The sequence below is a fragment of the Rhizobium sp. A22-96 genome (assembly GCF_053521805.1).
Map to the genome: position 1 here is coordinate 43,654 of NZ_JBNWDQ010000002.1, position 20,007 is coordinate 63,660.

The window sequence follows — 20,007 nt, forward strand, 5'->3', positions numbered from 1 at the left end:
CAAGACAAAAAAGCCGCTCGAAGGGAGCGGCTTTTCCATTCATCAAGAAGAATATCCGCTTATTAACGCGAATAGAATTCGACGACCAGATGCGGTTCCATGACGACGGCATACGGCACGTCGGCAAGAGCCGGAACGCGAGCGAAGGTCGCAACCATCTTGTTGTGGTCGGCTTCGATGTAGTCCGGAACGTCGCGTTCAGCGAGAGAAACCGCTTCCAGAACGGTAACCAGCTGCTTGGACTTTTCGCGAACTTCGATGACGTCACCAGCCTTGCAGCGGAACGAACCGATGTTGACGCGAACGCCGTTGACCGTGACGTGGCCATGGTTGACGAACTGACGCGCTGCGAAGACGGTCGGAACGAACTTGGCGCGGTACACGATCGCGTCGAGGCGCGATTCGAGCAGGCCGATCAGGTTTTCCGAGGTATCGCCCTTGCGGCGGTCAGCTTCAGCGAAGATGGCGCGGAACTGCTTCTCGCGCAGGTCGCCGTAGTAGCCCTTCAGCTTCTGCTTGGCGCGCAGCTGCACGCCGAAGTCCGAAAGCTTGCCCTTGCGGCGCTGGCCGTGCTGGCCCGGGCCGTATTCGCGACGGTTTACCGGGGACTTCGGACGACCCCAGATGTTCTCGCCCATACGGCGGTCAATTTTGTACTTGGACGATTCGCGCTTGCTCATCGCATTTCCTTTCAAACGTTGCCGCGGCCCGTTGCCGAACCGCGAAGGAAACACGCCCTCCTCTGAACTCCGTTTTCGAGCTCTGACAGGCTTCTCACATTAGCGAACGGAGAAAGCCACGGGACATGTCAAATGAAACACCGGACATTTCTGCCCGGCGTTGGGGCGGTCTCTAAGGGGTCGTCATGAAAATGTCAACAGCGCCTGGCGCTCTTCAGCAAGAATACGGCCGCTATTCCGCCGCCGCTTGCTCGCCGTCATCAAGATCAGGCGCATTGGCGTCGCCCGGCACAGTCTGGCATCCCATATCCGGGAAAGCGACGATGCGCTTGCCGGAGAAGTCCGTGTGGACGACAACGCTGCCCTGCTCCTCGAAATAACTGAGCAGACGCCGGGCGCGACGGGCCGAATGCGTGCCGTAGGCGCGGGCGATACGGGCGTCGGATGGACATGGCTCGCTGCCGATCGCCGCCTTGGCCAGCATCAAAAAGACACCCTGCAGATCATCAGTGACGCTCGTGGAGAGCGAAAGAGCCGTTGCCCACTGATCGGTCGCCATGATCGCTTCGTCGGCGCCGGAACGTACGATCGCCACGCGGCGACGGAACTCCGAGAGGCTCATCGGCGCACCGGGAACGCGGCGCATGCGCAACCGGACGAGGAACTCCTGATAGAGCACCGAATCCGTGCGAAAACCCGAAGCCGGATCGTCCAGGATTTCGGAGAGCACGGTGCCCACCCTCGCCTCACGATCTTCGCTCGATAGTTCCGGCTGGCTGACCCTCGGCTCGGCCGGAGCCGAACTTGCCGCCGGCACGGAGCGGGAAAGCTCGGCCAGAATGTCGGTCGTCGGACGCGGCGCAGGCGCTGTGCGACGCACGATGGCCTTGGAAAACTCTTCCGGGTCCGGCGTGAAGATCAGATCTTCCACATCCTGCGGCGCATCCGGCAACGGCATCAGCTTCGGGCTCGATGAACGCGCCGAGGTTTCGACGGAACCGATGGTGATCGGCAATGGCCGCCGCGACAGCGCCGGGCCGAGCGCTACGAAATTGCCGCGCTTCAGATCGCGGAACATTTCGGCCTGACGGCGATCCATGCCGAGCAGGTCGGCGGCACGCGCCATGTCGATATCGAGGAAGGTGCGGCCCATCAGGAAGTTGGAAGCCTCTGCCGCAACGTTCTTGGCAAGCTTTGCCAGTCGCTGCGTGGCGATGACGCCGGCAAGACCGCGCTTTCGGCCGCGGCACATCAAGTTGGTCATGGCACCCAGCGACATCTTGCGTGCGTCTTCGGAGACGTCGCCGCCCACGGACGGCGCAAACATCTGGGCCTCGTCGACCACGACAAGCACCGGATACCAGAATTCGCGATCGGCATCGAACATGCCATTAAGGAAGGCGGCCGCGGCACGCATCTGCTGCTCGATATCGAGCCCTTCGAGCGTCAATACGCAGGACACACGATGCTGGCGGATACGGTTAGCGATGCCGGCAAGCTCTGCCTCGGTGCGCTCTCCATCGACGACCACATGCCCGAACTTGTCGGCCAGCGTGACGAAGTCGCCTTCAGGATCGATGATGACCTGCTGCACCCATTGCGCCGACTGCTCCAGCAGGCGGCGCAGCAGATGCGATTTTCCGGAGCCGGAATTGCCCTGTACGAGCAAACGGGTCGCCAGCAGCTCCTCGATATCGAGCTGGGCGCTGGTCCCGCCGGACGCCGTTCCCATGTCGATGCCGACCTGCAATGCACTTCCCCTATGATCAAGAATCAAATGCGCATTCGTCCTATCTTTCTGAAAGGACGCGCCTCCGTCTAGCAAAGATTTCCAAGCTTCGCGCCCGTGGATTGAAAAAACCCACAGGCAATCGCGATGTCAGCGAAACCGCAGATTTGCCCGCGACAACTGGCTGACGGAAGTGCAGCCCATCAGCTTCATGTCCCGCTCGATCTCGGTGCGCAAATGCCGAAGCGCCCGTTCGACGCCCGCCTGACCGGCAGCGGCCAGCGGATAGAGGTAGAAGCGGCCGAGACCAACCGCCTTGGCGCCGAGCGACAGGGCCTTCAGCACGTGTGTACCACGCTGGATGCCGCCATCCATCATGACATCGATACGGTGACCGACGGCATCGACGATCTCGGCCAGTTGATCGAATGCCGACCGCGAGCCGTCCAATTGCCGGCCACCATGGTTCGAAAGCACGATGCCGGTGCATCCGATATCGACGGCGCGCTTGGCGTCCTCGACCGACATGATGCCCTTCAAGCAGAACTGCCCGTCCCAATGCTTCACCATTTCGGCGACATCGTTCCAGTTCATCGACGGATCGAGCATCTCGGTGAAGTATTTGCCGATCGACATCGCGCCGCCGCTCATGTCCACATGCTCGTCGAGCTGCGGCAAGCGGAATTTCTCGTGGGTGACATAATTCAACGCCCAGGCCGGTTTGATGGCGAATTGTGCGATGCCGGCGAGATTGAGCTTGAAGGGAATGGAGAAGCCGGTGCGAAGGTCGCGCTCACGATTGCCGCCGGTAATACTGTCGACCGTCAGCATCATGACGTTGACGCCCGCTTCCTTCGCCCGCTCCATCATCGCCCGGTTCAGCCCACGATCCTTATGGAAATAGAACTGGTACACCTGCGGTCCCGCATGCCTCTTGCGGATTTCCTCAAGACTGACCGTGCCAAGCGAAGAGACGCCGAACATGGTGCCGAGCGAAGCCGCTGCCGCCGCAACCGCATTCTCGCCCTGGTGATGGAAAAGTCGCTGCAGAGCCGTCGGCGAGCAATAGAAGGGCGTCGCGAGCTTTTGCCCCATGACGGTGACAGACATGTCGATCTCGCTGACGCCGCGAAGAACGTTCGGCACGAGATCGCAGCTCTCGAAACTCGCAGTATTGCGCCGAAGCGTCACTTCGTCGTCGGCAGCACCATCGATGTAATTGAAGATAGGACCAGGCAGACGGCCCTTCGCCAGAGCGCGAAAATCATGGAAATTATGGCAGTCACGCAGGCGCATGGCTTGCCTCGACGATGAAACTGCAACCATTTTCAAAAGACATCAAATATCGATCTCCCAATATCCCGCCGCGCAATCCGACTTACAACCGATGCAATCGTGCTTCCCATTTGTAAAGCACATCCGGCTCCCTCTCCTCATTGCCCGCCCCGTCCGACTCGTCAACCACGAAGAAGCCGTGCTTTTCGTAAAAATGGCGCGCAGGCTCGTTTCTCTGGAATGTCCAGAGCGAGAGCATCGGATAGGCCGATTTGGCGACATCGAGCAATCGGCTACCGATGCCACGCCCCTGCGCTTCAGGCAGAACGTAGAGCTGATCGATCCAATCCTCCAGAAAGGCGATAACGCCCACGAGCCGGCCATCCTCTTCCGCGCCCCAGATCTGACAGTCCTTGAACACAACTGCACTCCAGAAGCCGACATCCTCCTCCGGTGTGTGCAGTCCGGAGAGCGTCGGGAGGCGCTCGTCGAAGGAAGCGCGATGAACTGCTGCTGCCGCCGGCATGTCCACGCGATCGAGTTTACGCAACGATATTCTGTCCGTCATCATCAAGCCTTCAGTCCAAAACCCTGCATCAACCGCCGGGTCGGGAAATCCGGCGCGCCGGAGGTGAACATTGCAAAGTCGAAATTGTCGGGATGAACGGCGTCGGCCACCTGTGGAACCAGGCTACGCGCACGCCTTGCGATCGCCTCAGCGGGATCCAGCCAGTCGACCGGCCATGGCGCCAGCCGGCGGAAGATATTCGCCATGAACGGATAATGCGTGCAGGCCAGCACAACGATGTCGGTCTTGCGCCCATCCATCTCGACGAAGCATTGATCGATCTCGGTGAGCACTGCCTCGTCGGAAACCGCATCGCCGCGAATATACGCTTCCGCCAGACGAGCCAGATTCTCCGATCCCACAAGCCGGACATGGCATTGGGTGGCGAAGGACTGGATCAGGTCGCGGGTGTAGGCACGCTTCACGGTGCCCGGTGTCGCCAGCACAGAGACCAGACCGGAGCGGGTGCGCTCCGCCGCCGGCTTGATCGCGGGGACCGTTCCGACAAACGTCATCGTTGGAAAGGCAGCCCTCAGATCGGCGCCGACAAGCGTAAAGGCCGTGTTGCAAGCGATGATGCAGACTTCCGGATCGTACTGCACAAGCAGCTTTTCGAAGAGACCGACGATGCGTTCCTTCAGCGCCTGCTCCTCCCAGCCACCATAGGGAAAGCCGGCATCGTCGGCGACATAGATGAAACCGCGCTCCGGCATCAGTACCCGCGCCTCACGCAAAACGGTAAGCCCGCCAATACCGGAGTCAAAGACCAGAACCGGTTTCAGCTCATTCGCCGCTGCTGTCATCGTTCGTGGTTTCCTTGGGCGTTTTGGAGGGCCGGGGATGCGAGCCGCTGCCGCGAGGAGCATTCCGCGTAAAACGGTCGAGGGACGAGATCACGCCACGCAGCACGCTGATTTCCTGTTCGGTAAACGCCCTGCGCGACAGGACAGCCCGGAGATTGTCGACCATTTTCGGCTTTTTCCCGGCGGGATGGAAATAATTACGGGCATCCAAAGCCTCCTCGAGCTGGTCGAACAGGCCAAAGAGCTGATCCTTCGTGGAAGGCCGCTGCTCGATCGCCTGGAAAGGCACTTCGGCAACATCCTCCATGCCCGACTTCATCCACTCATAGGACATCAACAGCACGGCCTGGGCGATATTCAGGGACGCGAAGGCCGGATTGACCGGAAAAGTCACGATCTCATCTGCCAGCGCCACTTCCTCATTCGTCAGGCCCCAGCGCTCGCGCCCGAAGAGGATGCCGGTACCCTCGCCCGCCTTGAACCGCGCACGAAGCGTCTCCGCAGCCACCACAGGCGAGCGGACCGGCTTGTAGCCATCGCGCTCCCGCGCCGTCGTCGCATAGACGAAATTCAGATCGGCGATTGCCTCTTCCAGCGTATCGTAGACCTTCGTCGCCTCGATGATGTGATCGGCCTTGGAGGCAGTCGCCTGCGCCCGCTCGTTCGGCCAGCCGTCGCGCGGATTGACGAGGCGCAATTCAGCGAGGCCGAAATTCGCCATGGCCCGCGCCACCATGCCGATATTCTCGCCCATCTGCGGCTCGACCAGAATGACGGCCGGCCCTTCGGCCAGAAGTTGACGCTCGCTATTCGTGCCTGCCATGACGCTTTATCTCCGCGCGCGAACCTTAATCGCGCAAATCACGGTCGGAATAACGAGAGAGCAGCCGATGGGCAAGGTTTTTGAGTGCAAGCGCCGCGATGAAACCTCGCCAACTATTGCGGGTTGGCCGGCTTCTGCTGATCGGAAGGTTGTTGTTGCTGCTTGACGAGATCCTGCATGACCGATTTCAGCGAACTCGGGCTGCCATTGTCGTCGTTCGTGACGATGTCGTCGATGACGGGCTTTCCCGCTTCCTGGATGACTTCGAAACGCACAGTAGTCGTCTTCTGATAATCGGCATCGGTGCCCATGCAGGTGGATTTCTTGAAGGTCGCCAGCACCTCGGTCACATTGCCCTTTGGCGGCTGGGCAGCCAGCTTCACCTCTTCCAGCGGACAGGCGTCCTGGGCATTGACGATGACGTCATAGTCGAACGGCGAAATGCCATCCTCGTCGGCTGCGGGAAACTGGGCTGCAGCCTGATATTTCGCAGCGAAATCCTTGCTGTAGTCTTCCTTGAGCTTGCTTTCGTCGAAAATATCCTGCCAGTCGCTGTCGCCGCCGGCCCAGTTGGAGACCGTCGCATCCATGATGACCTTGACGGGGACCGTCGCATCGGCCGCCAGCGCCATCTGGGCGCCCAGGGAAAAGTGAAAGAGCGTGAAGGCGAGAGCGGAGACAGCAAATTTCTGCATGATATGATTCCGTTGCGGCAGGCAAAACATCGGCGACATTAGACCCATCGAATGCTTTGGCAATGGCCCGATCGTAAAAAGCAGGTGATTCGGCGAATGATCAAAAACGCGATGTCGAGGGCTCTATCGGCTTTGCGTTCCGGGCTTGCGGTGTTATAGCGCTCGGGACTTCACATTCACCACAGGACCATCCGGTCCCATCAGCTTAAACGAGGCAGAAGTATGAAGAAGATCAAGGTCGCTAACCCCGTTGCCGATCTCGATGGCGACGAAATGACTCGCATCATCTGGCAGTTTATCAAAGACAAACTGATCTACCCCTACCTCGATATCGATATCGACTATTATGACCTTTCGGTCGAGAACCGCGATGCGACCAACGACCAGGTCACCGTCGATGCCGCCAACGCCATCAAGAAGCACGGCGTCGGCATCAAGTGCGCGACGATCACGCCGGACGAAGACCGCGTCAAGGAATTCAACCTCAAGCAGATGTGGAAGAGCCCGAATGGCACGATCCGCAACATCCTCGGCGGCGTCATCTTCCGCGAGCCGATCATCTGCAAGAACGTGCCGCGCCTGGTTCCGGGCTGGACCAAGCCGATCGTCGTCGGCCGTCACGCTTTCGGCGACCAGTACCGCGCGACCGATTTCAAGTTCCCCGGCAAGGGCAAGCTGACCATCAAGTTCGTCGGCGAAGACGGCACGGTCATTGAAAAGGACGTCTTCGACGCTCCTGGCGCCGGCGTTGCCATGGCTATGTACAACCTCGACGAATCGATCCGCGAATTCGCGCGCGCTTCGATGATGTACGGCCTGATGCGCAAGTGGCCGGTTTACCTGTCGACGAAGAACACCATCCTCAAGGCCTATGACGGCCGCTTCAAGGACATCTTCGAAGAAGTATATCAGAGCGAATTCAAGGCGAAGTTCGACGAAGTCGGCATCACCTACGAACACCGCCTGATCGACGACATGGTCGCTTCCGCGCTGAAGTGGTCCGGCGGTTACGTCTGGGCCTGCAAGAACTATGACGGCGACGTCCAGTCCGACACGGTTGCCCAGGGCTTCGGCTCGCTCGGCCTGATGACCTCGGTTCTGCTCACGCCAGATGGCAAGACGGTCGAAGCCGAAGCCGCACACGGCACGGTGACCCGTCACTACCGCCAGCACCAGAAGGGCCAGGAAACCTCGACGAACTCGATCGCTTCGATCTTCGCCTGGACCCGTGGTCTCGCCCATCGCGCCAAGCTCGACGACAATGCCGAACTGGCCAAGTTCGCCGCCACGCTTGAAACCGTCTGCGTCGATACCGTCGAAGCCGGCTTCATGACCAAGGATCTGGCCCTGCTCATCGGTCCGGACCAACCTTGGCTCTCGACCACCGCTTTCCTCGACAAGATCGACGAAAATCTCCAGAAGGCAATGGCTGCCTAAGCCTCGCCAAGATTGGAACTAGCGAAAACCCGGCCTCAGCGCCGGGTTTTCTTTTGCCGGAAATCTTGCCGCCGGGGTCGTGCAGTGGCAAGAATGCGACCAACAAAGGGAGAGAGAAATGGCCGAAGAACTCGTTTTCTATACCAATCCCATGTCGCGCGGACGCATCGCCCGCTGGATGTTGGAGGAGACCGGCCAGCCCTATCGCACCGAATATCTCGACTACGGCACGACCATGAAGGCGCCCGAATATCTCTCGGTGAACCCCATGGGCAAGGTACCGGCCATCAAGCATGGCGATACGATCGTCACCGAAGGTGCGGCCATCTGTGCCTATCTGGCTGAAACCTTTCCGCAAGCGGGCCTTGCGCCGACGGCAGCCGAACGCGGCCGCTATTTCCGCTGGATGTTCTTTGCAGCCGGTCCATTCGAGATGGCGGTCACCAACCGTGCGCTTGGCTTCGAAGTGCCGCCGGAACGCCTGCGCATGGCCGGCTGCGGCAGCTTCACAAACGTGCTCGATACCATCGAGCACGCGATCACAACCTCGCCCTTCATCGCCGGCGACCGCTTCACGGCCGCCGACGTTTATGTCGGCTCGCATGTAGGCTTCGCGCTGAATTTCGGGACGATCGAAAAGCGCCCGGCCTTCATCGACTATTGGAGCCGTGTGAGCGACCGCGACGCCTACCGCCGTGGCAACGACATCGACAATGCAGCGATGCCAAAGAAGCCGAACCCTTAAGAAGACAATAGTTTATGCCAACTTCCTCATAAAGGACGAATCCTGCTATTGCAGCGGCATGTAGATGTCGGTCAACAGCTCCGTCGGCGGCACGTCGCGCGGATTGTTGATATATTCCTCGAACATGACCGTATCGCGCAGCTGTCGGCCCGATGCCGGCAGCCATTGCGCATAGAGCCACTGATAGGCCTTGTGCATGTCTGCGTAGGGTCCCTTGTGGCGCAGCACGGCATATTCGCCGCCATCGAGCGAGCGGCGCTCAAGCGGCGCCTCGGCCGCCATTCCCTCGCTGGCGGTGACGCAGGCGACGGAGCGCAGCTTGTCCGCCTCGACGACATCGGGATCGTCGAGATAGACGCCGATCATGCGCATGTCCGGCCCGGCAAGGCCGCGGGCAAAGATGGTGCCGAACAGGGTTTCGAAAGCCTGGCCGATCTGCATGTAGGAGCCGCGATGGGCGACACCGACGAGTGACATAGGCGAAATGGTGCGAAGCGTAACGTCGAACATAACAGTGATCCTTCCTTGGGTGCTGGGTTCGAAGATCGTATGGCTTCCCTCATTCCGATATCGCGCCGGCGGCATGCCGTAGACGGATCTGAAGATACGGTTGAACGATTGGAGGTTGGGATAGCCCGACCGCTTTGAAATGTCGCTGATGGATAGACGGGTGTTGACGAGATCGCCGGCGGCACGATGCAGCCGCAGCCGCTTGACCGTGGCCGCCGCCGTCTCGCCATAGATCGCCCGATAGATCCTGTGCCAGTGATAGCTGGACATGCAGGCGATTTCGGCGAGCTTTTCCATATCGAGCTCTTCATCCAGATGCCCATGGATATAGGCCGAAACCCGCCGCAACCGGGTCTCGTAAAGCCTCCACGCCGTCCCACCATTCATGTCAAACCTCTTGCAAACCGATCGGCCCGACAAGACCATAACCCGATTTGACAAATCCTGCGGAGTTGCGTGCACAAAAGAAAATGGCGGATACCAAAGCATCCGCCACTTTTGATTATAAATGGGAAATTGGCGTATTAGCCGGCGAGAGCTGCCGCAACCGCCTCAAGCGCCTCGTCGGCCTTGGCGCCATCGGGGCCGCCGGCCTGCGCCATGTCGGGACGGCCACCGCCGCCCTTGCCGCCGAGGGCAGCTGACGCGACGCGCACGAGATCGACAGCGCTTACACGGCCGATCAGGTCTTCGGTGACGGCCACGACCGCGCTGGCCTTGCCGTCTTCCGAGACGCCGATCAACGCCACGACGCCCGAGCCGAGGCTTGCCTTGGCTTCATCCGCCAGACCCTTGAGATCCTTGGGATCGACGCCGGAAATGGCCTTGCCGAGGAACTTGACGCCATTGACCTCGCGAACCGCATCGGCAGAACCGGCCTGGCCGCCGCCCATGGCGAGTTTGCGCTTGGCATCGGCCAATTCACGCTCCAGCTTGCGGCGCTCGTCCATCAGGGCTTCGACGCGGGAAACGACATCAGCCGGCTGTACTTTCAGCGTCGAGGCGAGGTTCTTCACGCGCTCGTCCTGCTCGGCAAGATAGCTACGCGCGGATTCGCCGGTGACGGCTTCGATACGGCGCACGCCGGCGCCAACGGCGCTATCGCCAAGGATGCGGACGAGGCCGATCTGGCCGGTAGCGGACACATGCGTGCCGCCGCAAAGCTCGATGGAGTAGGGCTTGCCGGCCTTGCTGCCATGCACGCCCTGCCCCATGGACACCACGCGCACCTCGTCGCCATACTTCTCGCCGAACAGCGCCATCGCGCCTTCAGCAATCGCGTCGTCGACGCTCATCAAGCGGGTCGTAACCGGCGAATTCTGCAGCACGATCTCATTGGCCATCTCTTCGACGACCTTCAGCTCCTCGGCCGTCATCGGCTTGGGATGGGAAACGTCGAAGCGCAGGCGCTCAGGCGCAACCAGCGAGCCCTTCTGCGCGACATGGGTACCCAGCACTTCGCGCAGAGCTTCATGCAGCAGATGGGTGGCCGAATGGTTGGCACGCAGACGCGAGCGTCTTGCGTGATCGACCGTCAGCACCACGGCGTCGCCAACCTTGATCTTACCTTCCGAAACCTCGGCAATATGAACGAACAGGCCTTCACCCTTCTTCTGGGTGTCGCCCACCGTCAGCTTGCCGTTCTCGCCGGAGATGACGCCGGTATCGCCCATCTGACCGCCGGATTCGCCATAGAATGGTGTCTGGTTCACGATGATCTGCACCTTGTCGCCAGCCGAAGCGCTACCGACAGCGGCACCATCCTTAACGATCGCCTGGATAACGCCTTCGGCTGATTCCGTGTCGTAGCCGAGGAATTCGGTCGCACCGTTCTTTTCCTTGAGCTCGAACCAGATGGTTTCGGTCGCCTTGTCACCGGAGCCGGTCCAGTGCGAGCGCGCCTCGGCCTTCTGCCGCTCCATCGCATCGGTGAAGCTAGAGATATCGACGCCGATGCCGCGGGCGCGCAAGGCGTCCTGCGTCAGGTCAAGCGGGAATCCATAGGTGTCGTAAAGCTTGAAAGCGGTTTCGCCGTCCAGGCTATCGCCCTTGTGCAGCTCCGAGGTAGCGTCGTTCAGCAACGACAGGCCGCGCTCCAGCGTCTTGCGGAAACGGGTCTCTTCCAGCTTCAGCGTCTCGGAAGTCAGCGCCTCGGCGCGCACCAGCTCGGGATAGGCGCGGCCCATCTGCTGGACCAGCGCCGGCAGCAGCCGCCACATCAACGGCTCCTTGGCGCCGAGCAGCTGCGCGTGACGCATGGCGCGGCGCATGATGCGGCGAAGCACGTAGCCGCGACCCTCATTCGACGGCAGAACGCCATCGGCAATCAGGAAAGCGGAGGAGCGCAGGTGGTCGGCGATGACACGATGGCTGGCGCGATGCTCGCCCTCGGCCTTGACGCCTGTCGCCTCTTCAGAGGCCTCAATCAACGCGCGGAACAGGTCGATATCGTAATTGTCGTGCTTGCCCTGCAAAACTGCGGCAACGCGCTCGAGACCCATGCCGGTATCGATCGACGGACGCGGCAGGTCGACCCGCTCCTGCTTGGTGATCTGCTCGAACTGCATGAAGACGAGATTCCAGATCTCGATGAAACGGTCGCCGTCTTCTTCCGGAGAGCCCGGAGGGCCACCCCAGATATGATCGCCGTGATCGTAGAAGATTTCCGAACAGGGACCGCAAGGACCGGTATCGCCCATCGCCCAGAAATTGTCGCTGGTGGGAATACGGATGATCTTGTCGTCCGAAAGGCCGGCGATCTTCTTCCAGAGGTTAAAGGCGTCGTCATCGGTGTGATAGACCGTGACCAGCAGGCGCTTGGCGTCGAGCCCGAATTCCTTGGTGATCAGGTTCCAGGCAAGCTCGATGGCCCGCTCCTTGAAATAATCACCAAAGGAGAAATTGCCGAGCATTTCGAAGAAGGTGTGATGGCGGGCCGTATAGCCGACATTGTCGAGGTCGTTGTGCTTGCCGCCGGCGCGCACGCATTTCTGCGCCGTCGAAGCCGTCTTGTAGGGACGCTGCTCCAGGCCGGTGAACACGTTTTTGAACTGCACCATGCCGGCATTGGTAAACATCAATGTCGGATCGTTGCGCGGTACGAGCGGGCTCGACGGCACGATCTCGTGGCCGTTTTTCTTAAAATAGTCGAGGAAGGTCGACCGGATTTCATTCACACCGCTCATATGGGGCCCTTCAGTACTGCGCTCGGCAACTTGCATCAAAGTCAGTGGCTTTTATCGTTCGCTCCCGGCCCTGTCCAGCCGCACAAACAAAACCGGCCGCACATCCCTTGGACAATGCGGCCGGTTTCGGTTTTCGGTCTTAAATCAAAGCCTGGATCGGCCCGCCAAACCGCTATTCAGCGGCAGCATCGCCATCATCGGCGTCCGGACCGCCATTCTGCAGGAAGCGATCGGCGATGAGACCGGCATTCTGGCGCAGTGACTGTTCGATCTCGCGGGCGAGATCCGGATTGTCGCGCAGGAAGAGCTTCGCATTTTCGCGGCCCTGGCCAAGGCGCTGGCTGTTGTAAGAGAACCAGGCACCGGATTTCTCGACGATGCCGGCCTTGACGCCGAGATCGACCAACTCGCCGGTCTTGGAAACGCCTTCGCCATACATGATGTCGAATTCGACCTGCTTGAAGGGAGGCGCCATCTTGTTCTTGACGACCTTGACGCGCGTCTGGTTGCCGATGACCTCTTCACGCTCCTTGACCGCGCCGATACGGCGGATATCGAGGCGAACCGAGGCATAGAACTTCAGCGCGTTACCGCCGGTCGTCGTTTCCGGCGAGCCGAACATGACGCCGATCTTCATGCGGATCTGGTTGATGAAGATCACCATGGTCTTGGACTTCGAGATCGAAGCCGTAAGCTTGCGCAGCGCCTGGCTCATCAGACGAGCCTGCAGGCCCGGCAGGCTGTCGCCCATTTCACCTTCGATTTCGGCGCGCGGCGTCAAGGCCGCAACCGAGTCGACGACGAGAACGTCGACGGCGCCGGAGCGCACCAGCGTGTCGGTGATTTCAAGCGCCTGCTCGCCGGTATCCGGCTGCGAAATCAAAAGGTTCTGCAAATCGACGCCCAGCTTGCGGGCATAGACCGGATCGAGCGCATGTTCCGCGTCGACGAAGGCGCAAATGCCACCCTTCTTCTGGGCCTCTGCAATGGTCTGCAGCGCCAGCGTCGTCTTACCCGAGCTTTCCGGCCCGTAGATTTCGATGATGCGCCCCTTCGGCAAGCCGCCAATGCCAAGGGCAATATCGAGGCTCAGCGAGCCCGTGGAAACCGTTTCGATTTCGACCACGTTCTCGTTGGAACCGAGCTTCATGATTGAGCCCTTGCCGAACGACCGCTCAATTTGAGAGAGTGCCGCTTCAAGTGCCTTGCTTTTATCCACCGATTTGTCCTCTACAAGCCGCAAAGAATTCTGAGACATTCGATCCACCTTTAGGTTATTGAAGCCGCTCTAGCAATGTCGCCGCCGATGAGAATTGTGTACTCTATTTGTTCTCTTTTCACAAGAGCACAACAAGCGATTGAAAGAAAAAGATAAAATGAATTCCGTTCTACTTTTGTTTTCTCCTTTCTTCCCAGACACTTACCCGCCGGAGGCAATGGGTTCCAGCATGTTGACGACCGGCCCGATTCGCCTTTTTGATCGCTGAGGAAAACCATATGGCGAAGAAGATTCTCGTTCTTGGCGGCGCGCATGTCGACCGTCGTGGCCGCATCTTCGGCGAGACGGCGCCGGGCGCCAGCAATCCGGGAGCATGGTTCGAGGAGCCGGGCGGCGGCGGCTTCAATGCGGCGCGCAATCTTGCCCGTCTCGGCTTCGATGTCCGTCTGATCTCTCCCCGAGGCGGCGACCCCTCCGGTGAGATGGTTGCGGAGGCGGCCAGCCATGCCGGCATCGAGGATACGCCCTTCGTCTTCCTCGACCGCAAGACGCCGAGCTACACCGCGATCCTCGAACGCGACGGCAATCTGGTGATCGCGCTTGCCGATATGGAACTCTATCAGCTGTTTGTGCCCAGGCGGCTGGCGATTCGCGCCGTTCGCGATGCATTCGCCGCAACGGACCTTGTTCTTTGCGACGCCAATCTGCCGGCCGAAACCTTGGCTGCGATTGCCGCAAGGGCGTCTGCCTGCCGCAAGCCCGTCGCCGCCATCGCGATCTCACCGGCCAAGGTTATCAGGCTGAAATCGAGCCTTGCCGGCATCGATCATCTTTTTCTCAATGAAGCCGAGGCCGCGGCGCTCACCGAGAGCCGTCCGGAGGATCCTCTGGAATGGGTCAGCGGATTGCGCGCGCTCGGTCTGCGCAACGGCGTCATTACCCGTGGCAAGCGCGAGTTGATCGCGTTTTCGCGTGATGCCGTCGTCAGCCTGCACCCGCCTATCATCGAGGACGTCGCTGATGTCACCGGTGCGGGAGATTCCCTTGCGGCCGGCGCTTTATCCGCGCTGCTTGCCGGACACGATCTTGCCGAAGCTGTCCGCCACGGTGTAGCCGCAGCCGCGATCACCGTGCAATCACCCTTGGCAACGGCCGAAAATCTCTCGCCCGAGCTTCTAAAGTCGATGTTGGCCCTTGTTCCCGAGGCCGCTATTCTGTCATGAAGCTCGCTTCACTCGCCTATCCTGTTTCAGTCAATTGGACACGACAATGACCAAGCCTATCTCGCCACTGCTTCCGATCGCCTATTCGAAGGAAGTCGCCGCCGCCAAGATGCGCGGCGCGCCGCTCGTCGCGCTGGAATCGACCATCATCACCCATGGCATGCCCTACCCCGGCAATATCGAGATGGCCCGCAGCGTCGAAGCGATCATTCGCCAGGAAGGCGCCGTGCCTGCAACCATCGCTGTCATCCATGGCACACTGCATATCGGCCTCGAGCCCGAAGAGCTGGAAGCCCTTGCCAAGACTGAGGGCGCGATGAAGGTATCGCGTGCCGATCTCGCCTTCGCGATCGCCGAGCGCCGCACCGGTGCAACCACGGTTGCCGCTACGATGATCGCCGCCGCCCGCGCCGGCATCAAGGTTTTCGCCACCGGCGGTATCGGTGGCGTCCATCGCGGTGCCGAAGAAAGCTTCGATATTTCGGCTGACCTTGAAGAGCTCTCCCGCACCGGCGTCATCGTCGTCTGCGCCGGGGCCAAGGCGATCCTCGACATTCCGAAGACGCTGGAAGTTCTGGAAACCCGCGGCGTGCCCGTCGTCACCTATGACAGCACCGAATTCCCGGCCTTCTGGTCGCGCTCCTCCGGCCTGCCGAGCCCGCTAACGCTCAATAGCCCCGCTGCAATTGCCAACTTCCAGACCACGCGCGAGCAACTCGGCATCGATGGCGGCATGCTGATTGCCAATCCGGTGCCGGAAGCCGATGAAATTCCGAGCGAGGAAATGGAAATCTACATCCAGCGCGCCCTCGACAGTGCCGAGCGCGACGAGATCGCCGGCAAAGCCGTGACCCCGTATCTACTCAGCACCATCTTCGACATCACCGATGGCCGCAGCCTCAAGACCAACATCGCTCTCGTCGAGAACAATGCACGTCTCGGTGCCGAAATCGCCGTCGCTCTGGCGGAGTAAACAAAGCCGCAGCCGCCCTAGGTCAATGTGAAGAGGCCAAGGGCGGCCCGCAATTCGGCAAGGGTTGCCTCCGTCCTCTCCTTTGCCTTGAGGCTCCCCTCGCGCAATATGTCCAGCACATAGCCCGGCTCGGCGGCATATCGGGCGCGGCGCTCTCGGATCGGCGCAAGCAGCGCCTGCAGAATATCCTCCAGATATCTCTTGACGGTGATATCGCCCAGGCCACCACGCCGGTATCGTTCCTTCAAGTCTTCCAAGAGCTGCCCATCGTCGCAGAAGGCGTCGAGATAGGTAAAGACCACATTTCCCTCGATCTTGCCGGGATCGCTGGCACGCAGGTGCGTGGGATCGGTATACATGCGCCGCACGGCATCGGTTATTTCGTCCGGCGAGGCCGAAAGCGAAATGGCATTGCCCTGCGATTTGCTCATCTTCGCCTTGCCATCGACGCCGGGCAGCCGGCCCACGGCGGGTATCATGGCCTCGGCTTCGACAAGAATATCGCGACCGACCTGCCGGTTGAGGCGGCGGACGATCTCGTTAGTCTGCTCGATCAGCGGCGCCTGATCTTCGCCCACAGGCACGACCGTCGCCCTGAAGGCGGTGATATCGGCCGCCTGGGCCACCGGATAGCAAAGGAAGCCGGCAGGTACGTCACGCTCGAAGCCACGCAGCTGGATTTCGATCTTGATCGTCGGATTGCGCTCCAGACGGCTGACCGTCACGAAATTCAGATAGAGCAGCGTCAGTTCCGCCAGTGCCGGCAGCGCAGACTGCAGGCAGATCGTCGTCTCCAACGGATCGATGCCGACGGCGAGATAATCGAAGGCTACTTCGAGAACATTGCGGCGGACTTTTTCCGGATCATGGGCATTGTCGGTCAACGCCTGCGTATCCGCCAGCAATAGAAATTGTCGATGAGAGCGCTGAAGTGCGACGCGGCTCTTCAGCGACCCTGCGTAGTGACCGAGATGGAGTGGACCGGTGGTTCTGTCGCCCGTCAATATGACGGGACGTGTATCGATAGAGGAAGACATTTTTGCTCCGTAAAAGGAGCCGCCGCCATCGGGAAGGAAAAGGGAAATGACCATGCCTGCCGGATCACGGCGGCAAGGGTCGATTTCGTAAAATGACGACTGCCGCTCCTAGAAGGAGCGCCACCACATTTGGCAAATGGGCCTGGCAAGGTCGATCATGCGCGGTTGATATCACCGATGCGACGGCATCGGCAATATCGACCGGGAAAATTCGCCTATCGGTCCAGCGTCTCCCGCACAACGACCGCTAGCTGCTTCAGCGAGAAAGGCTTCGGCAGGAAGCCGAACTGTGCGTCGGCCGGCAGATTGCGGGCAAACGCATCTTCCGCATAGCCCGAGACGAAGATGAACTTCATATCCGGATATTTCTTGCGCAGCTCACGCAATAGCGACGGGCCGTCCATTTCCGGCATGACGACGTCGGAGACAACGACGTCGACCTGACCGTCAAGCTCGTCCATGATTTCCAACGCCTCGACACCGGAGCCCGCCTCATAGACGGTATAGCCGCGTGTCTCGAGCATGCGCTTGCCGCCGCGACGCACGGCTTCCTCGTCCTCGACCAGCAGCACGACGGCAGACTTGCCGGTCAGATCCGCCGGCTCTTCAGCCGGTGCCGCCGTTGCGACGCTCTGATCCATCGCCGTGACGCCACGGCTTTCCGCTGCCTTCGCTTCGGCCGCGACAGCCGGGTCGACCATATGGCGCGGCAGGAAGATGCGGAATGTCGTTCCCTTGCCGACTTCCGACTCCGGATTGATGTAGCCGCCGGACTGCTTGATGATGCCATAGACCATCGCCAGGCCGAGGCCCGTGCCCTTGCCCACTTCCTTTGTGGTGAAGAAGGGCTCGAAGATCTTGTCCATGATTTCAGGCGCGATACCCGTGCCGGTATCGTTGACCTCGACGAGAACCATGTCCTCATGCGGCAGATATGCATAGTTGAAGGCGCTGACATCCGCGGCCAAGAGATTGCGTGTGCGCAGCGTCAGCGTACCGCCGCCCGGCATGGCGTCGCGCGCATTGACGCAAAGGTTGATGAGAACCTGCTCGAACTGCGAAAGATCGGTTTTGACGGGCCAGAGGTCGCGGCCATAGTCGACATCCAGCTTGACATGGGTGCCAGATAGCAGCCTGTCCACGAGCATGCGGAGATCGCCGATCACGTCGGTCAGGTTGAGGATCGACGGCCGCATGGTCTGCTTGCGCGAGAAGGCGAGCAACTGCCGCACCAGCACAGCCGCACGATTGGCGTTGCGCTTGATTTCCATCAGATCCGCAAAGCTGGCGTCGGAAGGCCGTGCCTGCAGCAGCAAGTGATCCGAAGAGAGCAGGATCGCCGTCAGTACGTTGTTGAAGTCATGCGCGATGCCACCGGCAAGCGTGCCCACTGCATTGAGCTTTTGCGTCTGCGCCATCTGTGTCTCGAGCGCCTTCTGCTCGGTCACTTCGACGGCATAGACGATCGCAGCCTCTTCCGGCGCTTCGTCGGTCTGGTCGATCACGGCGTTGATATAGAAGCGGAAATGCCGGGTGTCATCCTTGGGATTACGGGAATCGATCGGAGGAATATCGCCTTGCCGATCCTTGGCAGCCGCCAGTGCCTGATGCAGGCGCGAGCGGTCGCTGTCATTGACCACAGTCTCCAGCGCTGCGCCACGTTCGATATCGTCGCGCGACACCAGATCCGAGAAAAGCTTCAGGAACGGCGCATTGGTCCGCAGAATGCGGCCGGCGCCATCGACGGAAGCGATCGCCATCGGCGTATTGTTGAAGAACCGGCTGAAGCGCATCGCAGCCGCAGAAGCCGATTGCTCGGTGTCGCCGCCGTTCTGGCGTGTCAGGACGATGGTGCGGCTTTCGCCTGGGGCGCCATCGCGCATCGACGTGACGCTGTGGACGATCTGTACCGGCAGGCTCTGGCCATTCGAGCGCCTGAGATCGAGATCGAGCGTCACCGTCTTCTTCAATCCGGGCTCGGCCTGGACGGACTGGATCAGCGCCAGCCCTTCGCCGGCGACGAGATCGCGGATGGTCATCGACCCCGACACGAACTTGGTCAGGTCGAAGCCCAGCCATTCCGCCAGCGTCGCATTGAGATAGAAGATTTCCCCCTTGCGGCCGGCGGAGAAAAAGCCGGCCGGCGCGTGGTCGAGATAGTCAATCGCGTTCTGAAGCTCCTTGAAGAAGCGCTCCTGATCGTCACGCTCTGAAGTGATATCCGTAATCTGCCAGATGTGCAGCGCCGTGCTGCCGCCCTGCTCCGGCTGCAATACTCGCGCTTTCAATCGATACCAATGGGCTGTCTGCCCGATCCCATTGAAAGGACCGAGTGGCTTCAGCAGCCGGAACTCCTCCGATCCTTCCTTGCCGTCGCGCAAGCCGTTGGCGAGGCGGTACAAGGCCTCGTTGGATTCACGGTTGCGCGACAACAGTGTCTCCAGCGACTGCACTTCGGTCGCCTTGGTAGCGCCGGTCAGCCTGCCATAGGCGGCATTGGCATAGACGATGCGGCCCTTCTCGTCGGTAATCAGCGTTCCATCCGGATGACTGTTCAGAAACGAGCGTGCCAGACTGTCGGATTGGGGCTGCGGCATGACCTCGACAAAGCCGATGATCGAGGAAACCAGGAAGAAGATGCCGACCATGGCGAGAATGCCCAGGCCACCGAGCACGGCTTCATTATCAAGTTGGCTCTTGAACACGACGAAGGCGGCGGCGGCGGCGACAAGCACCAGCGCAAGCAACATGATGCGCAGCACAGTGCCGGAACGAACCCCGCGATCCACCAGCGGCACGCTATACTCGTCGGACGGACGCTGCTTCGTCATAAACCCCTCGTCTCCGCCGTTCTCCTCGCGACATGTGATACACGTTACGGATCGCCGGAGTCGGACCTTTCGAATCTTCTTTAGCAATTTGCATCATCAGCAAAAAGCTTTGCCGGGCCAGAAAGGCTTGAATTCACAGGCAAGACAGCGCAACAGGCTACAATCGCATCTTGTATCCGCTATGATCCTGTCCATATGATCGCCGCATAGGAAGGCCAAGGTCAAAGCATCTACCCCGGCGTAGTTGCGCGCAGGCCGCGACATCGGGGACAAA

The 20,007-nt window shown here is 60.3% G+C and carries 16 protein-coding genes; 4 read left to right on the forward strand and 12 right to left on the reverse strand.

What is annotated here, in order from left to right; all coding sequences use genetic code 11:
• Window positions 1–62 precede the first annotated feature (62 nt).
• The 7 genes from rpsD to ACQZ6F_RS06750 all read right to left on the reverse strand — a co-directional run bounded on the left by rpsD (window position 63) and on the right by ACQZ6F_RS06750 (window position 6,510).
• On the reverse strand, window positions 63–680 hold the full coding sequence (gene rpsD, locus ACQZ6F_RS06720; protein WP_068387281.1) for a 30S ribosomal protein S4: 618 nt from the start codon (window positions 678–680) through the stop codon (window positions 63–65).
• Window positions 681–912: 232 nt separating this feature from the next.
• Window positions 913–2,430, reverse strand: coding sequence for a helicase HerA domain-containing protein (locus ACQZ6F_RS06725; RefSeq protein ID WP_077472700.1), 1,518 nt, complete (start codon window positions 2,428–2,430; stop codon window positions 913–915).
• 129 nt (window positions 2,431–2,559) lie between these two features.
• Window positions 2,560–3,705, reverse strand: coding sequence for an alpha-hydroxy acid oxidase (locus tag ACQZ6F_RS06730; protein ID WP_449092351.1), 1,146 nt, complete (start codon window positions 3,703–3,705; stop codon window positions 2,560–2,562).
• Window positions 3,706–3,787: 82 nt separating this feature from the next.
• On the reverse strand, window positions 3,788–4,252 hold the full coding sequence (locus tag ACQZ6F_RS06735) for an N-acetyltransferase family protein (protein ID WP_449092350.1): 465 nt from the start codon (window positions 4,250–4,252) through the stop codon (window positions 3,788–3,790).
• Window positions 4,253–4,254: 2 nt separating this feature from the next.
• Entirely contained in the window at window positions 4,255–5,055 is an 801-nt protein-coding gene (gene murI, locus ACQZ6F_RS06740; RefSeq protein WP_077472698.1) for a glutamate racemase, read from the reverse strand.
• Window positions 5,036–5,878: an RNA methyltransferase gene (locus ACQZ6F_RS06745; RefSeq protein ID WP_449092349.1), complete on the reverse strand. Its 843-nt coding sequence runs from the start codon at window positions 5,876–5,878 to the stop codon at window positions 5,036–5,038. Before ACQZ6F_RS06745 ends, murI begins: the two co-directional genes overlap by 20 nt.
• Before the next feature lie 113 nt (window positions 5,879–5,991).
• Window positions 5,992–6,510, reverse strand: coding sequence for a hypothetical protein (locus tag ACQZ6F_RS06750; protein ID WP_449092412.1), 519 nt, complete (start codon window positions 6,508–6,510; stop codon window positions 5,992–5,994).
• Between the two features lie 285 nt (window positions 6,511–6,795).
• On the opposite strand from ACQZ6F_RS06750, the gene ACQZ6F_RS06755 reads away from it, so the two are divergent.
• Together ACQZ6F_RS06755 and ACQZ6F_RS06760 are read left to right on the forward strand one after the other, a co-directional pair.
• Complete coding sequence (locus ACQZ6F_RS06755; RefSeq protein WP_449092348.1) at window positions 6,796–8,010, forward strand: NADP-dependent isocitrate dehydrogenase; 1,215 nt, start codon at window positions 6,796–6,798, stop codon at window positions 8,008–8,010.
• A 118-nt stretch (window positions 8,011–8,128) separates the two neighbouring features.
• Entirely contained in the window at window positions 8,129–8,755 is a 627-nt protein-coding gene (locus ACQZ6F_RS06760) for a glutathione S-transferase family protein (protein WP_449092347.1), read from the forward strand.
• 45 nt (window positions 8,756–8,800) lie between these two features.
• Here ACQZ6F_RS06760 and ACQZ6F_RS06765 read toward each other — a convergent pair whose 3' ends face one another.
• The 3 genes from ACQZ6F_RS06765 to recA form a co-directional block, all read right to left on the reverse strand.
• A complete protein-coding gene (locus tag ACQZ6F_RS06765; protein ID WP_449092346.1) occupies window positions 8,801–9,652 on the reverse strand; it encodes an AraC family transcriptional regulator in 852 nt (283 codons plus the stop codon).
• 137 nt (window positions 9,653–9,789) lie between these two features.
• Window positions 9,790–12,450 (reverse strand): alanine--tRNA ligase, encoded by a 2,661-nt coding sequence (gene alaS / locus ACQZ6F_RS06770; protein WP_449092345.1) that lies wholly within the window; start codon window positions 12,448–12,450, stop codon window positions 9,790–9,792.
• A gap of 172 nt (window positions 12,451–12,622) precedes the next feature.
• A complete protein-coding gene (gene recA / locus ACQZ6F_RS06775; protein ID WP_077472692.1) occupies window positions 12,623–13,708 on the reverse strand; it encodes a recombinase RecA in 1,086 nt (361 codons plus the stop codon).
• A gap of 239 nt (window positions 13,709–13,947) precedes the next feature.
• Between recA and ACQZ6F_RS06780 the strand changes: the two genes are divergently transcribed.
• Both ACQZ6F_RS06780 and ACQZ6F_RS06785 read left to right on the forward strand, forming a co-directional pair.
• The gene (locus ACQZ6F_RS06780; protein WP_449092344.1) at window positions 13,948–14,892 is read left to right on the forward strand and encodes a carbohydrate kinase family protein; all 945 of its coding nucleotides are present in this window, start codon (window positions 13,948–13,950) and stop codon (window positions 14,890–14,892) included.
• 46 nt (window positions 14,893–14,938) lie between these two features.
• Complete coding sequence (locus ACQZ6F_RS06785) at window positions 14,939–15,865, forward strand: pseudouridine-5'-phosphate glycosidase (RefSeq protein WP_449092343.1); 927 nt, start codon at window positions 14,939–14,941, stop codon at window positions 15,863–15,865.
• 17 nt (window positions 15,866–15,882) lie between these two features.
• On the opposite strand, the gene trpS is transcribed toward ACQZ6F_RS06785, so the two are convergent.
• Together trpS and cckA are read right to left on the reverse strand one after the other, a co-directional pair.
• Complete coding sequence (gene trpS / locus ACQZ6F_RS06790) at window positions 15,883–16,902, reverse strand: tryptophan--tRNA ligase (RefSeq protein WP_449092342.1); 1,020 nt, start codon at window positions 16,900–16,902, stop codon at window positions 15,883–15,885.
• Between the two features lie 215 nt (window positions 16,903–17,117).
• A complete protein-coding gene (gene cckA / locus ACQZ6F_RS06795; protein WP_077472690.1) occupies window positions 17,118–19,733 on the reverse strand; it encodes a cell cycle histidine kinase CckA in 2,616 nt (871 codons plus the stop codon).
• Window positions 19,734–20,007: the final 274 nt, after the last annotated feature.

Bases quoted from the DNA above. Each gene is read 5' to 3' on its own strand.
- ACQZ6F_RS06730 (WP_449092351.1), bottom strand. From the start codon at position 3,705: ATGCGCCTGCGTGACTGCCATAATTTCCATGATTTTCGCGCTCTGGCG.
- ACQZ6F_RS06745 (WP_449092349.1), bottom strand. From the start codon at position 5,878: ATGGCAGGCACGAATAGCGAGCGTCAACTTCTGGCCGAAGGGCCGGCC.
- rpsD (WP_068387281.1), bottom strand. From the start codon at position 680: ATGAGCAAGCGCGAATCGTCCAAGTACAAAATTGACCGCCGTATGGGC.
- ACQZ6F_RS06755 (WP_449092348.1), top strand. From the start codon at position 6,796: ATGAAGAAGATCAAGGTCGCTAACCCCGTTGCCGATCTCGATGGCGAC.
- ACQZ6F_RS06735 (WP_449092350.1), bottom strand. From the start codon at position 4,252: ATGACGGACAGAATATCGTTGCGTAAACTCGATCGCGTGGACATGCCG.
- cckA (WP_077472690.1), bottom strand. From the start codon at position 19,733: ATGACGAAGCAGCGTCCGTCCGACGAGTATAGCGTGCCGCTGGTGGAT.
- ACQZ6F_RS06785 (WP_449092343.1), top strand. From the start codon at position 14,939: ATGACCAAGCCTATCTCGCCACTGCTTCCGATCGCCTATTCGAAGGAA.
- trpS (WP_449092342.1), bottom strand. From the start codon at position 16,902: ATGTCTTCCTCTATCGATACACGTCCCGTCATATTGACGGGCGACAGA.
- alaS (WP_449092345.1), bottom strand. From the start codon at position 12,450: ATGAGCGGTGTGAATGAAATCCGGTCGACCTTCCTCGACTATTTTAAG.
- ACQZ6F_RS06750 (WP_449092412.1), bottom strand. From the start codon at position 6,510: ATGGCGCTGGCGGCCGATGCGACGGTCCCCGTCAAGGTCATCATGGAT.
- ACQZ6F_RS06780 (WP_449092344.1), top strand. From the start codon at position 13,948: ATGGCGAAGAAGATTCTCGTTCTTGGCGGCGCGCATGTCGACCGTCGT.
- recA (WP_077472692.1), bottom strand. From the start codon at position 13,708: ATGTCTCAGAATTCTTTGCGGCTTGTAGAGGACAAATCGGTGGATAAA.
- ACQZ6F_RS06760 (WP_449092347.1), top strand. From the start codon at position 8,129: ATGGCCGAAGAACTCGTTTTCTATACCAATCCCATGTCGCGCGGACGC.
- murI (WP_077472698.1), bottom strand. From the start codon at position 5,055: ATGACAGCAGCGGCGAATGAGCTGAAACCGGTTCTGGTCTTTGACTCC.
- ACQZ6F_RS06765 (WP_449092346.1), bottom strand. From the start codon at position 9,652: ATGAATGGTGGGACGGCGTGGAGGCTTTACGAGACCCGGTTGCGGCGG.